11 protein-coding genes and 2 tRNA genes are annotated in these 13,506 nt (G+C 72.7%); 4 read left to right on the top strand and 9 right to left on the bottom strand.

Going from position 1 to position 13,506, the window contains the following annotated elements:
• Positions 1 to 107: 107 nt before the first annotated feature.
• Positions 108 to 602 (bottom strand): DUF3145 domain-containing protein, encoded by a 495-nt coding sequence (locus ACPA54_RS23025; RefSeq protein ID WP_345673307.1) that lies wholly within the window; start codon positions 600 to 602, stop codon positions 108 to 110.
• A gap of 690 nt (positions 603 to 1,292) precedes the next feature.
• Between ACPA54_RS23025 and ACPA54_RS23020 the strand changes: the two genes are divergently transcribed.
• Positions 1,293 to 2,273: an SGNH/GDSL hydrolase family protein gene (locus ACPA54_RS23020; protein ID WP_423532630.1), complete on the top strand. Its 981-nt coding sequence runs from the start codon at positions 1,293 to 1,295 to the stop codon at positions 2,271 to 2,273.
• Positions 2,274 to 2,607: 334 nt separating this feature from the next.
• Here ACPA54_RS23020 and ACPA54_RS23015 read toward each other — a convergent pair.
• Both ACPA54_RS23015 and ACPA54_RS23010 read right to left on the bottom strand, forming a co-directional pair.
• A tRNA-Ile gene (locus ACPA54_RS23015) sits at positions 2,608 to 2,681 on the bottom strand.
• A gap of 224 nt (positions 2,682 to 2,905) precedes the next feature.
• Positions 2,906 to 2,978 (bottom strand) — tRNA-Asn (locus ACPA54_RS23010).
• A 291-nt stretch (positions 2,979 to 3,269) separates the two neighbouring features.
• Between ACPA54_RS23010 and ACPA54_RS23005 the strand changes: the two genes are divergently transcribed.
• Positions 3,270 to 3,560: a hypothetical protein gene (locus ACPA54_RS23005; protein WP_423532628.1), complete on the top strand. Its 291-nt coding sequence runs from the start codon at positions 3,270 to 3,272 to the stop codon at positions 3,558 to 3,560.
• A gap of 61 nt (positions 3,561 to 3,621) precedes the next feature.
• On the opposite strand, the gene ACPA54_RS23000 is transcribed toward ACPA54_RS23005, so the two are convergent.
• The 3 genes from ACPA54_RS23000 to ACPA54_RS22990 form a co-directional block, all read right to left on the bottom strand.
• Positions 3,622 to 5,094 (bottom strand): FGGY family carbohydrate kinase, encoded by a 1,473-nt coding sequence (locus tag ACPA54_RS23000; RefSeq protein WP_423532626.1) that lies wholly within the window; start codon positions 5,092 to 5,094, stop codon positions 3,622 to 3,624.
• A gap of 129 nt (positions 5,095 to 5,223) precedes the next feature.
• On the bottom strand, positions 5,224 to 6,345 hold the full coding sequence (locus ACPA54_RS22995) for an RNA polymerase sigma factor (protein ID WP_423532686.1): 1,122 nt from the start codon (positions 6,343 to 6,345) through the stop codon (positions 5,224 to 5,226).
• Positions 6,346 to 6,511: 166 nt separating this feature from the next.
• Positions 6,512 to 7,252 (bottom strand): TetR/AcrR family transcriptional regulator C-terminal domain-containing protein, encoded by a 741-nt coding sequence (locus ACPA54_RS22990; RefSeq protein WP_423532624.1) that lies wholly within the window; start codon positions 7,250 to 7,252, stop codon positions 6,512 to 6,514.
• Positions 7,253 to 7,388: 136 nt separating this feature from the next.
• On the opposite strand from ACPA54_RS22990, the gene ACPA54_RS22985 reads away from it, so the two are divergent.
• Both ACPA54_RS22985 and ACPA54_RS22980 read left to right on the top strand, forming a co-directional pair.
• Complete coding sequence (locus ACPA54_RS22985; protein ID WP_423532622.1) at positions 7,389 to 8,042, top strand: NADPH-dependent FMN reductase; 654 nt, start codon at positions 7,389 to 7,391, stop codon at positions 8,040 to 8,042.
• 33 nt (positions 8,043 to 8,075) lie between these two features.
• On the top strand, positions 8,076 to 9,521 hold the full coding sequence (locus tag ACPA54_RS22980; protein ID WP_423532620.1) for a DHA2 family efflux MFS transporter permease subunit: 1,446 nt from the start codon (positions 8,076 to 8,078) through the stop codon (positions 9,519 to 9,521).
• 30 nt (positions 9,522 to 9,551) lie between these two features.
• Here the strand turns inward: ACPA54_RS22980 and dnaG are convergent, their stop codons facing one another.
• The 3 genes from dnaG to ACPA54_RS22965 form a co-directional block, all read right to left on the bottom strand.
• On the bottom strand, positions 9,552 to 11,447 hold the full coding sequence (gene dnaG / locus ACPA54_RS22975) for a DNA primase (protein WP_423532618.1): 1,896 nt from the start codon (positions 11,445 to 11,447) through the stop codon (positions 9,552 to 9,554).
• A gap of 84 nt (positions 11,448 to 11,531) precedes the next feature.
• Complete coding sequence (locus ACPA54_RS22970) at positions 11,532 to 11,972, bottom strand: GNAT family N-acetyltransferase (RefSeq protein WP_423532616.1); 441 nt, start codon at positions 11,970 to 11,972, stop codon at positions 11,532 to 11,534.
• 163 nt (positions 11,973 to 12,135) lie between these two features.
• Positions 12,136 to 13,491: a deoxyguanosinetriphosphate triphosphohydrolase gene (locus tag ACPA54_RS22965; RefSeq protein ID WP_423532614.1), complete on the bottom strand. Its 1,356-nt coding sequence runs from the start codon at positions 13,489 to 13,491 to the stop codon at positions 12,136 to 12,138.
• Positions 13,492 to 13,506: the final 15 nt, after the last annotated feature.

Here is a 13,506-nt window from a genome sequence, read left to right as displayed (position 1 = left end):
TGCCCCCCCCCGGGCTGGACCCCACCACAACCCCCCCAATCACGCGGCCCCGGGGGGGGGCCCCCCCCCTAGGGCCCCCCCCCCCACCGGCGTTTTCGTCCTCCCGCTCACACCACCTGGTGCAGCCACCTCACCGGCGCACCCTCACCCGCGTACCGGAACGGCTCCAGCTCGTCGTCCCACGGCTTGCCGAGCAGCCGCTCGATCTCGCGCTGCAGGTCGACCTCGCCGCGGGCGGCACGTGCCAGCACCGCGCGCAGCCGGTCCTCGGGGATCAGGATGTCGCCGTGCGCACCCGTGACCGCGTGGAAGATGCCCAGATCCGGGGTGTTGCTGTACCGCTCGCCCTCGGCGCCCGGCGACGGCTCCTCGGTCACCTCGAACCGCAGCAGATGCCACCCGCGCAGCGCGGACGCCAGCTTCGCCGCGGTCCCGGGGCGGCCGTGCCACGACATTTCGGCACGCAGCATCCCCGGCGCGGCCGGTTGGCGGACCCAGTCCAGGCTCAGGCGCACACCAAGAACGCCCTGTGCGGCCCACTCGACGTGGGGGCACAGCGCGCGCGGCGCGGAGTGCACGTACAAGACTCCACGTGTCGTCACTGGGACCTCCAGGCTAAGGACGAGGTTCGCCTTCCCCAGCGGCCTCGGTCTTGCCTTGGTCTCGTGCGCGACGCGGGTGTCCGTCGTTGCGTCCGTCTGCTGCTTGTCCCGCTGCTCCTACGATTCGGCCAGTGTGCTTCCTACGTGCGGTTTGCGCCTTTCATTGTGCCTCACGCATCCCGGAAGCACCACGCGGAACAATCACTCTCCGTGTGCACTGCCCGTGTGCTGCTAGGAATACACCGCTCATCCGACAATCAAACGTCACGCACAGTCTCGGAACTGTGAGTCACTGCACTCACCCTGCCCCTCGCTGTGCATCCTCATCCCTCGACAATCGAGCATTCACCCGAAGGGATGACATACCGTCAAGAGGGGCCGTGGCAGGCAACCTCCTGCGGCAGCCCCGGATTTCGGGCGGCTCCTCCGAGAGTAGGGGCCGCCGCGCGGATCCGCAGGGGTATCCCTCCGCGAATCCGCACCCGGCGACGACGAGTGCGGCACCACAGCCGCACCGCGACGGCGCGCGACAGGACGCGCGGCGAGCACCTGGGAGGGGAAAACGTGGGCGGGGGCATCACCGGGGGAACCGCACGCACGCGCGGGACCGACACCACAAACACAGCACACCGTCCGACAACACAGCTGCAGGGCGACCGAAGCGGCACCGGCCGCGTCCGGATCCCCCGCATGCGCATGGCCGCCGCCTGCCTGGCACTGACCGCGACGGCGACCGCCTGCTCCGACGCGACGAGCGGTCCCCGCGCCGCCTCCCAGGCCGGCTCCCAGGCCGCCTCGGGCCCGCAGAGCGCCCAACCGGCCGCCGGTACACCCACGATCCCCGCCCAGGCCGCCCCCGGTGCGCGGGCGGCCTCCCAATCCCCCGCGGCCGCGGCGAAGCCGACGGTCTACCCGTCCACCCGCGCGGCCGCCGCGCCGCTCGCCAAGCCCCGGTCGATGGCCGCGCTGGGCGACTCGATCACCCGCGGCTTCGACGCCTGTTCCCTCCCGTTGAAGGACTGCCCCTCGAAGTCGTGGGCGACGGGCGACGACGTGGACAGCCAGGCCAAGCGCCTCGGACTGCCGTCGAACGCGGTCTTCAACGACGCGCGCACCGGCGCCCGGATGTCCGAACTGGCCGACCAGGCCAGGGTCGCGGTCGGCCAGCGCGTCGAATACGTCACTGTGCTGATGGGTGCCAACGACGCGTGCCGGGACAAGGACGCCGACATGACGCCCGTCGCCGACTACGAACGCCAGTTGCGCAACGGCCTCGGCGTGCTGCGGCAGGGGTTGCCCGGCGTGCACGTCCTGGTGGTGAGCGTCCCCGACGTCGGCCGCCTGTGGGAGGTCGCCCGGGGCGAGTCGTTCGCGCGGACGGTGTGGTCGACGGCCGACGTGTGCCAGTCGATGCTCGCCGACCCGATGGACAGCCACCCGGACTCGCTGGCCCGGCGGCAGCGGGTGCGCGACCGGATCACCGCCTACAACGATGTGCTGCGCCGGGTGTGCGGCGAGTGGTCCGGGCAGTGCAAGTACGACGGCGGCGCGGTCAACGCGCAGCGGTTCGGCAAGAACGACCTGAGCCACTGGGACTGGTTCCATCCGAACGGCCAGGGCCAAGGCGTCATCGCGGATCTGACGATGCGCGAGGGCTTCCGCTGGCAGTAGTGCCCGCCGCCGGTCTCGCCGCAACCCCGGCCGTGACCCTGGGTGTCCGGCCTGCGGTGCCGGTAACGCTGCAGAGCCGCCTTACGGTCAAACGCCACCCGAACGCCAGACACCCGTTGGAGTGAAAGGTCGCAGACCACAGCAATGCGGGTTGCTAAGCTCGCGGGCGAAGCGCGACAGTAGCCGAACAAACACAATACGTGACCATGTGTGGGTTTCCCGGGCCGGTGCCCGTTGTCGATTCGACGGAAACCCCGCGGTGTCGACGCGTCACGCGCCTCGCTTCGATCGAGGTGCGCTGTCGTGATGCCCGACGGCTGTCGAGTGCTGCGAGTAGGGCGGGTGGGACTCGAACCCACGACCGAGGGATTATGAGTCCCTTGCTCTAACCGGCTGAGCTACCGCCCCGTGCCGTCCGTTACCGGTATCGGCCTCGGCAGCATAGCCGTTGATCGCCTTCCGCTGCGCGGCGGGATTCCGCAGGGGGTCCGTGAACGCCGGTTCCGGCACGGTTTCTCCGTCCCTCGCAGGTGTGAACCTGGCTGTGGGACCCCCGGATTTCCCGGCTTCTCGCGGTGGGCGGCAAAAAGCCCCGGGGCCGTGGGCCGCGGGGCTGGAAGCTTCCTGTGAAGCTCCCCCGACTGGACTCGAACCAGTAACCTGCCGGTTAACAGCCGGCTGCTCTGCCAATTGAGCTACAGGGGATTGCTCTGACCGCTTGGGTTTCCACCGCGGCGGTCGCTGCGTGGAATACATTAGCGCACTCCGGGGGGTGCCTTGCACACCGGTTTCCGGGGCGGACCGGGTGCCCGCGGGAGGCGGGGTGTGCGGGCCCGCGGCGGCCGGACTGGCAGACTCGCGACCGGCCCCGATCCCCGTGCCGGTACCGGGCGGTTTCCGGCGCGGTTGCCCCGTGCCGCCCGCGGGTAGTCGTGCTCACGCGGCACGGGACAGTACGGGCCCCCGCATTCGCACACCACCTCGGAGGGACTCCTCATGGGCACCCGCATCACTTTCGTCGCCGGCCTGGCCGTCGGGTACGTCCTGGGCGCGAAGGCCGGACGCGAGCGCTACGAGCAGCTCGCCAAGGCGACGCGCAGCTTCGTCGACAGCACGCCGGTGCAGAGCGCCGGACATGCCGCGGCGGGCTTCGGGCGCGACGCGAGCGGCAAGGCGGTCCAGAAGATCGGCGAGCACCTGCCGGAGCGCGTAGGCCGCCACCTGCGCCACGACGGGCACTCGCACAACGGCTCGTCGGCCCACGGCCGCTACGACGACGGCCTGTAGAGCCACCGGTCCGGCGAGGCGCCGGTCGGCGAAGGGGCCGGGCCCGGCCGCCCGTTGCGGGTCAGTTGCGGCGGTGCCGTCCGGGGTTGGGGGCCGCGTCCGCGGCGGCCGCCTCGGGGTGCAGCCGGTTGCGGACGTCGCGGTACTGCTCGCGCACGGCCGTGCCGATCGCCGCGTCTTCGTCGGACAGGACGGTGAAGTCGGCGCCGGGGCGCGGCCAGGCCGGGACGTCGGGCTTGCCGGAGAGTGCCCAGGCGGCCTGCCGGGCGACGCCCAGGGCGGCGGCGCGGGCGGAATCGGCGGGGTCGGGCACGGCGACGGGCAATCCGAGCAGCATGGGGGCGACCGCGCGGACGGCGGCGGAGCGGGCGCCGACGCCGACGAGGACGGCGCGTTCGACGGGGACGCCGTTGCGGCGCAGGACGTCGAGCCCGTCGGCGAGCCCGCACATCATGCCTTCGGTCGCGGCGCGGGCGAACGCTTCGGGCGTCATGCTCTCGCGGTGCAGGCCGGTGAGGGTGCCCGCGGCGTGCGGGAGGTGGGGGACGTCTTCGCCGTCCAGGTAGGGCAGCATGACGAGGCCGCAGGCGCCCGGGGTGGAGCGCAGCGCGAGTTCGTCGTAGCCGGCGGTGTCGACGCCGAGCATGGCGGCGGCGCCGCGCAGCACGCGGACGGCGTTGAGGGTGCGGACGAGCGGCATGCGGCGGCCGGTGGCGTCGGCGAGGCAGACCAGGGCGGGTCCGGCGTCGAGGGGGATCTCGTCGTGGACGGCGAAGGCCGCGCCGGAGGCGCCGACGGCCACCACCACGTCGCCGTGTTCGAGGCCGAGACCGAACGCGAGGGCCGCTTCGGCACCGGCGCCGGCGGAGATGAGGACGCCTTCGGGCGTGCGTCCGGCGGCTTCGCCGGGGGCGACGAGGCGGGGTAGGCGCAGGGCGCGGCCGAAGGCGCGTTCGGCGAGGTCGTCGCGCCAGGTGCCGGTTTCCGGGGACCAGTAGCCGGTGGTCGACGCGTCGGACCGGTCGGTGGTCAATTCGGCGGGGCAGCCGAGGAGTTGCCAGGTGAGCCAGTCGTGCGGGAGGGCCGCGGCGGCGACGCGGGCGGCTTCGTCGGGTTCGTGGCGGGCGAGGCGGCGCAGGTGGGAGACGGCGGTGGTGTGCGAGGGGACGAGGCCGGTGGCGTCGTACCAGGCGCCGGGCCCGCCGAGTTCTTCGGCGAGTTCCGCGGCGGAGCCGGATGCGCTGATGTCGTCCTGGGGCAACGGAGGTGCCACGACGACGCCTTGGCCGTCGAGGGCGATGAGGCCGTGGCCCTGTGCGGTGACGCCGATGGCTTCGACGCCGTCGAGGGTTCCGCCGCCGGCGGCTTCGCCGAACGCGCGGAGCCACGAGACGGGGTCGCCGTGGGCGCCGTCGGCGAAGCGGACGACGGTCTGCCGCAGGACGGTGCCGTCGTCGCCGTCGCAGACGACGATCCGGGCGGACCGGTGCGAACAGTGGACACCGGCGACGAGGCGACCGCGCATGCTGACCATGGGCGCAGTTTAGGAGGGCGCGCGGACGCTTTCGGAATGACGGCCGAAGACGTGTGCGGCGGGGTCGATGGGGCTGGTGGGACTACCGGCGGGACTACTGGCGGGACTGCCGGCCGGACGGTGCCCGGACTAGGTGTCGAGATAGCCGCGGAGTTGGTCGGCGTAGGAGCGGTCGCGGAGTTTGTTCAGGGTGCGGGATTCGATTTGGCGGATGCGTTCACGGGTGACGCCGAAGTGCTGCCCGATTTCCTCGAGGGTGTGGGGGCGGCCGTCGGTGAGGCCGTAACGGAGGCGGACGACGTTTTGCTCGCGGTCGCCGAGGGTGGCGAGAAGCGCTTCGAGGTGTTCGCGGAGGAGGATGCCGGCGGCGGATTCGGCGGGTGAGGCGGCGTCGCCGTCTTCGACGATGTCGCCGAGGAAGACGTCGTCTTCGCCGACGGGGGTGTGCAGGGAGACCGGTTCCTGGGCGAGCCGGAGGACTTCCACGATGCGCGTGGAGTCGAGGTCGAGGATGGCGGCGACGTCGGCGGGCGTGGGCTCTTCGCCGCGTTCCTGGGCGAGGCGGCGTTGGACGCGGATGACCCGGTTGATGAGTTCGACGACGTGGACGGGGACGCGGATGGTGCGGGCCTGGTCGGCGAGGGCGCGGCTCATGGCTTGCCGGATCCACCAGGTGGCGTAGGTGGAGAACTTGTAGCCGCGGGTGTAGTCGAACTTCTCGACGGCGCGGATGAGTCCGAGGTTGCCTTCCTGGACGAGGTCGAGGAGGCCGAGGCCGCGGCCGACGTAGCGCTTGGCGATGGAGACGACAAGGCGCAGGTTGGCTTCGATGAGGCGGCGTTTGGCGGCGGCGCCGTCGGCGGCGAGGCGTTCGAGTGCGGCGCGCAGGGCCGGGTCGAGGTCGGGGTCGCGGTCGGGATCGTGGTCGGGGTCGTGTGGGCGCCGGGCGAGTTTCTCCTCGGCGAACAGCCCGGCTTCGACGGCGCGGGCGAGGTCCACTTCATCGGCGGCGGTGAGCAGCGGGACGCGGCCGATCTCGCGCAGGTAGAGCCGCAGGAGGTCGGCGGCGGGCCCGTGGCCTTCGTCGCGGGCGGGGGCCTCGGGAGGGTCGTCGTCGCCGGGTTCCGGTGCCGGGGCGGTACCGGGCACGAGCGGCGGGCCGGGGGGTTCGGGCGCGTCGTCCGGGTGCTGCGGGGGCGGCCGGCCGGGCGCCTCCGCGCGCCGTGGGGTGGGCTGCGGCACGTTCCCCAGTTTGCGCCACTGTGCCCCGGAACCGAAGACTCCGGGAGCGGTGAGATGGGCTAATTTGCCCGTGCCGCAAGGGGACTGGACGATTTCGCGGTTCGGCGTGGCGCGTCGGGCCCGGCCGGTCGGCGGGCGGCCCGGATACGGGGACGGGACTGGGGACGGGCGGGCTCTAGATGCCGAGGCGGGCGGCGAGGCCGTCGAGGACGCAGTCGAGCCCGAAGTCGTAGCGCCACGCGAAGTCGTCTTTGCGGCGGGCGGTTTTGGTGTAGTCGCGGTAGGCGGGGTAGCGGCCGGTTTCCATGAGCCAGTTCATGCGGGGGCCGTAGGCGTCGCGCAAGTCGTCGCCGTCGGACCAGTTCTGGCGTTTCATCAGTTCGCGCTGGCCGATTTCGTCGGCGAGGGCGCCGCGGATGTAGGCGCGGACGGTCTGGACCGCGGCCATGGCGGTGTCGGCGTCGAGGCCGGCCGCGGTGAAGGCGCCGAGTGCGGCGTCGATCTCGGCGACCACGTTGGGGGTCAGGGTGACGACCTGGGTGGCGGTGAGTTCGAGGATCCAGGGGTGCCGCAGGGCGGTGGTGCGGCTGCGTTCGGCGTGGGCGCGCATGGCGCCGCGCCAGCCGGGGGCGGGGGCGGCCGGGGGGCGGGCGGCGAATGCGGTGTCGAGCATCAGCTCGAAGAGTTCGTCCTTGCCCGTGACGTAGCGGTAGAGGGCCATGGTGGTGACGCCGAGGTGGCCGGAGAGCTTGCGCATGGAGACGGCTTCCAGGCCTTCGGCGTCGGCCATTTCGACGGCGGCGGCGGCGATCGAGGCGTGGCTGAGCGTGGTGCGGGGGGCTTTGGCGGGGCGTTCGATGCGCTCCCAGAGGGTGGCCGGTTCGGCGGGCTCGGGATTTGCGTGCTGGGGGGCCATCGGGTGTCCCTTCGGTCCGCCGGCCGGGGCGCCGGTGCGTACACCGTATCAACTGCTGTACACCGTACACAGTGATGTGTACGGTGTACTCACATCGATAACGGTGTACACACAATGCTTGCCCGGAGGTCCTCCCATGTCCGCATCCACCACCACTCCCGCCGCGGTTTCCGTCGCCGCGTCCGCCGCCCCGGCCGGCGGCTCCGCCGACCGGCTGCGTCTCGCGGTGATCGTCGGCAGTACCCGCGGCGGCCGGTTCGGCCCGACGGTCGCGACGTGGCTGTCCGGGATCGCCGCCGAGCGCGACGACCTCGACGTCGACGTCGTCGACCTGGTCGCGACGCCGCTGCCGTCCGCCATGCCCGGCTACGGCCAGGCCCCCGACCCCGCCGACGCGGCGCTGCTGGCCGCGGTGACCCCGCGCTTGGCCGCCGCTGACGCGTTCGTCGTGGTCACGCCCGAGTACAACCACAGTTACCCGGCGGCGCTGAAGAACCTGATCGACCTGCACTTCGCCGAATGGCAGGCCAAGCCCGTCGGCTTCGTCGCCTACGGCGGCCTGTCCGGGGGCCTGCGCGCGGTCGAGCACCTGCGCCAGGTCTTCGCCGAGCTGCACGCGGTGACGGTGCGCGAAACCGTCAGCTTCCACGGCGCCGCCGCGACGTTCGACGGGCCCGAGCCGCGCGATGCCGAGAGCTGCGGGAAGGCGGCACGGACGTTGCTGGACCAGGTCGTGTGGTGGGCGCGGGCGCTGCGGGACGCGAAGGCCGTGCGCCCCTACGGGTCGTGACCGGCAACGGCATCGGCCAGGAGGGGCAGGAACATGGACACGGACGTCAACCGTCCTGAATCGGCGCCGACCGGGGCGCTGCCGTCCGCCGAAACGGAGCCGCTGGAGAGGCGGCTGCTCGCGACCGCGCTCGTAGTCGTCCTCGGTATGGCGATGACCGGGCTCGACATGACGGCGGTCAACGTCGCCTTGCGGCGGCTGTCGGGGGACTTCGGGGCGTCCATCACGACGGTGCAGTGGGTCGCGACCGCGTACACCCTCGCGCTCGCCGCGGTGATTCCGGTGACGGCGTGGGCGATCGGCAGGTTCGGCACCCGGCGGCTGTATTTCGCATCGGTGGGTGCGTTCCTGGCCGGGTCGGTGCTGTGCGGGATGGCGTGGTCGGTGGAGTCGCTGATCGCGTTCCGTGTGGTCCAGGGCATCGGCGGCGGGATGATCATGCCGGTCGGCATGACGATCATGACCCGGCGGGCCGGGAACCAGGTGCCCCGGATCATGGCAATTGTCGGCGTGCCGATGCAGTTGGGGCCGATGCTGGGCCCGCTGGTCGGCGGCTGGCTCGTCGACGCTGCGTCGTGGCGCTGGATCTTCTACCTGAACCTGCCGTTCGCGGTGCTTGCGCTGGTGCTCGCCTCCCGGTTCCTCGACCACGGCGACGCGCAGCCCGGCAAGCCGCTGGACCTGGTCGGCTTGGTGCTCCTCTCCCCCGGCCTGTCGGCGCTGCTGTACGGCCTCACGACGGGCGCGCACCGCGGCGACTTCGGCTCCGTGTCGGCGGCACTGCCGACGGCTGTCGGGGCGGCGCTGGCCGTCGCGTTCGTCGTCCACGCGCTGCGGTCGCGGAATCCGCTGATCGATCTGCGGCTGCTGCGGCGGCCTTCGGTGCGGGCCTCGGGCGGGGCGCTGGTGCTGTTCATGTGCGGGTTCTTCGGGATGCTGCTGCTCGCGCCGCTGTATTTCCAGACGGTGCGCGGCGAAAGCGCCATGGCGACGGGCTTGCTGATGCTGCCGCAGGGCGTCGGCACGCTGGCGACGATGCCGGTGTGCGGGCGGCTGCTCCCCCGGGTGGGGCCGCGACGGCTGCTGCTGTCCGGGCTGTCGCTGTCGGCGATCGGGCTGGGGGCGTTCGCCGTGCAGGTCGGCGCGGGTGCGGACGCGCCGGTGTGGGGACTCGGCGCCGCGCTGTTCGTGACCGGCACGGGCATGGGCTTCACGATGATGCCGACGATGTCGTCGGCGGTGTCCGGCCTGCCGCAGGAGGAGATCCCGGCGGCGAGCACGATGCTGGCGATCACCCAGCAGGTGGGCGCGTCGATCGGGACGGCGTTCCTTTCGCTGATCCTGGCCCGGTCGCTGGCCGGGCAGGCTGCGGCCGACGCGCCCGACGCGTTCCAGGTGGGTTATGCGGCGGGCATCGCGATCCTGCTGCTGGCGCTGCTGCCCGCGACGCGGGTGGCCCGGAGCCTCACCCCGCCCTGAGGCCGCCCCGCAACCGCCCGGGGGCCGCGGCTAGAGCGCCGCGGCGCCGTTGTCGAGAAGGGAACGGCGGTACTTCTCCAGGTCCATCAGTTCCTGGAAGGTCGCCGCGTAATCCTCCGGCGCGGCGGCCGGGTCGAGCCGCTGGAGCCGCGACTTCACGTCGGCGATGCGGGCGTCGGCGGAGTAGACCCGCAGGCTGACCAAGCACCCCCCCGCATAGACGTCGTCCGGCACGCGGGACTGGTAGGGCGCCTCGACCGCCAGTTCCGTGACCAGGGCCCGCACCGTGTCGTCGGCGGCGGCCTCGCGGACTGCCGGGATCCACCCTGTCTCGACGGCAGGGCCGTTGAGGCCGCCGGCGGTGTCCATCGCGGCGCGGACGGCGGCGTAGGGCGGCACCGTGAACTCGTCCACACCGAAGCCGTCGAACGCCCACGCGACCAGCCCCGGGTACTGCAGGGCGAGCTTGAGGACTTCGCGCTGCACCGTCTGGCGCGTGTCGCGGCCGTCCGCCGGGCGGCTGCCGCGCGGCACGGCGGCCGCCCGGTCCGGCGGCGCGCTCTCGGCCGCGGCGCCCTTCGTGGCGCGTTCGCGTTTCCAGCGGGCGAGTTGCGCGACGCGGCCGACGACGAACCGCTCGTCGAGGAACCCGAGCCACGAGTCGAGGCGGACGGCGTAGGTGTGCCGCAGGGCCTGGTCCTTGATGTCCGCGACGATCGGCGCCGCGGCGTCCAGCGCGGCGACGCGGCCTTCCGCGGTGCCCAGGTCGTGGCCTTCGATGCGGCTGCGGATCGCGAACTCGAACAGCGGCACGCGCGAGTCGACGAGGTCGCGGACCGCCTGGTCGCCCTTCGTCTGGCGCAGGTCGCACGGGTCCATGCCGGAGGGCTCGACGGCGACGAACGTGCGGGTGACGAACCGCTGGTCCTCCTCGAACGCGCGCAGCGCCGCCTTCTGCCCCGCCGCGTCGCCGTCGAAGGTGTAGATGACCTCGCCGCGGAAGCCGTCGCTGTCCATGAGGAGGCGCCGCAGGACCTTGATGTGGTCCTCGCCGAACGCCGTCCCGCACGTCGCGATCGCGCCGGGCACGCCCGCGAGGTGGCAGGCCATGACGTCGGTGTAGCCCTCGACGACGACGGCCCGGCCGGACTTGGCGATGTCCTTCTTGGCGAGGTCGAGGCCGTACAGCACCTGCGACTTCTTGTAGATCGGCGTCTCGGGGGTGTTGAGGTACTTCGGGCCGTTGTCGTCGTCGCGCAGCCGCCGCGCGCCGAAGCCGATGACGTCGCCGCCGATGTCGCGGATCGGCCACATCAGGCGGCCCCGGAACCGGTCCATCGGGCCGCGCCGGCCCTCGCTGGCCAGGCCGCCGGTGAGCAGCTCCTGCGGGGTGAAGCCCTTGCCGCGCAGGTAGCGGACGAGGTGCTCCCAGCCGGCGGGCGCGTACCCGATCCCGAAGTGCTCGGCGTCGGCCTGGGTGAACCCGCGGTCGGCGAGGAACTGCCGCGCGATCATCGCCTCGGCCGAACCGAGCTGCTCGGCGAAGAACGCCGCGGCGGCGCGGTGTGCCTCGACGAGACGGGTCCGCTGGCCCTGCTGGCGGCCGGGCGTGTAGCCGCCTTCCTCGTAGCGCAGTTCCACGTTGTACTGCGCGGCCAGCCGCTCGACCGCTTCGGAGAAGGTGAGGTGTTCCACCTTCTTCACGAACTCGATGACGTCGCCGCCCTCTTGGCAGCCGAAGCAGTGGAAGAGGCCTTTGGCGGGGGCGACGTTGAACGACGGCGACTTCTCGTCGTGGAACGGGCACAGGCCTTTGAGGTTGCCGCCGCCAGCGTTGCGGAGCTGGAGGTGCTCGCCGACGACCTCGTCGATGCGGGCCGCCTCGCGGACCCGCTTCACATCCTCGTCCCGAATCCGGCCCGCCATGCGGTCGAGTTTACGGCCCCGGACCGACGGGGCGGACGGGTGGGAGGGGGCGGGCGGAGCCGGTCGGGACCGGTCGGGGACCGGTCAGACGGCGGGGACGTCGTAGGTGAAGACGTAGTGCGGGACGTGGGTGGGCGGAGTGGTGAACTCGTCGCCGACGGCCTTGAAGCCGAGGTGCTCGTAGAACCCGCGGGCGGACGTGCGGCCGTTGCACCACACGAGCGTGGCGCCGCGGGCGGCGCACTCGGCGAGCCCGGCGCGCAGGACGGCGGCGCCGTAGCCCTGCCCGCGGACCTCGGGGTCGCTGGCCATGCCGCGGAAGCGGTGGGCGGGGGTGCCGTCGAGGGGGTCCGGGAAGAACGTGACGCAGCCCACGACCCGGTCGGCGTCGTCGTACGCGGCCAGGTGGAACGTGCCCGGGAGGGCGTCCTCCGGATACACCGCGGTCTCCCGCGGGAGTCCGGCGCGCAGGACCGACCAGCGCAGGTCGAAGATCTCGGCCACGGGGACGGGTTCGATGCGCACGGGGGCTCCGGGTTTTTGCCTGCGGGTTCTCGGGAGGTGCCGGGCCGGGTCGCGGCCGGGCACCATCCAGCGTCGCACAGGCGTCAACCGGGTGGTGCGGGAGGGGCGGGCGGAGTGGGTGGGACAGAGCACGGAGGGGCGGAGGTGATGGGGCGGGTGCGGGTCAGGGCGTGCGGCGGCCGACGGCGCGGTGCAGGACGACGGCGGCCTCGTCGGTGAGCGAGGCGACCTGGTCGACGACCACGCGGAGGCGGGCGGCGGCGTCCGGGGCGGCCGCGTAGTCGGGGCGCAGCGCGGGGTCGAGGGTGTCGGGGGCGCCCGCGGCGAGCATCTCGACGAGTTCGGTGACGATGGTGCGCTGCCGGATGCGGAGCTGTTCGAGGTCGGCGCGGCCCATCACATAGTGCGCGGTGAGGGCTTTGAGGACGGCGCATTCGAGGCGGGCGTCGCGCGGGACGAGCAGGTCGGCGGCGTAGCGGATGCCCGGGACGGGGCCGAAGTAGGCGCGGGTCTCGGTTTCCGCGGCCAGGCACAGGCGGCCGATGAGTTCGCTCGTGGTGTTCTTGAGCCCGGCTTGCGCGCGGCGCGACCCGTCGAAGGCGCCGGGCCAGAACTCGGTGGCGAGGAGGCGGTCCAGCGCGGCGCCGAGTTCGTCGTCGGGGGCGAGGGCGTAGCGGTCGGCGGCGAGCGCGAGGACGGCGGCGCGTTCGCCGGGGGCGGCGAGGCGGTCGAGGTCGATGCGGCCGGAGTAGACGGCGTCCTCGAAATCGTGGACGGAGTACGCCACGTCGTCCGACCAGTCCATGACCTGGGCTTCCAGGCTGCGGCGGCCTTCGGGGGCGTCGGCGCGGATCCAGGCGAAGACGTCGAGGTCGTCGTCGTAGACGCCGTAGGTGCGGACGCCTTCGCGGCGCGGCCACGGGTATTTGAGCACCGCGTCGAGGGCGGCGCGGGTGAGGTTGAGGCCGACGCTGCGGAAGGTGTGGGCGGTCTCGGTTCCGGTTCCGGTTCGGGTTTCGGTTCGGGCGTCGGTCGCGGGTGATGGTGCGGGTGCGGGTGCGGGTGCGGCGAAGGTCTTGGGTTCGAGGCGGGTGAGGAGGCGGAGGCTTTGCGCGTTGCCTTCGAAGCCGCCGCAGGCTTGCGCGGCGCGGTCGAGCGCCAGTTCGCCGTTGTGCCCGAACGGCGGGTGTCCGAGGTCGTGTGCCAGGCAGGCGGTTTCGACGAGGTCGGGATCGCAGCCGATTGCCTGTCCGAGTTCGCGGCCGATCTGACCGCATTCGAGCGAATGCGTCAGGCGGGTGCGCGGCACCTGCCGACCGTCCGGCGGGCTCTCGCCCGGCACCACGACCTGGGTCTTGCCGGCGAGCCGACGGAGGGCCGCGGAGTGCAGGACGCGGGCCCGGTCGCGTTGGAAAGCCGTCCGCCCGGCGCGTTTCCCCGGCTCGGGCACCCACCGCTCCTGGTCGCTCTCGCGGTAGGCGGTCTGGGCGTGGACGGGGAGCCTTATCCGGTCGGACATGCGTCCCACGGTAAG

This window comes from Uniformispora flossi (assembly GCF_049534875.1).
In the GTDB taxonomy this organism is placed as follows: domain Bacteria; phylum Actinomycetota; class Actinomycetes; order Streptomycetales; family Streptomycetaceae; genus Yinghuangia; species Yinghuangia aomiensis.
This window is presented reverse-complemented; position numbering and strand designations above follow the sequence as displayed.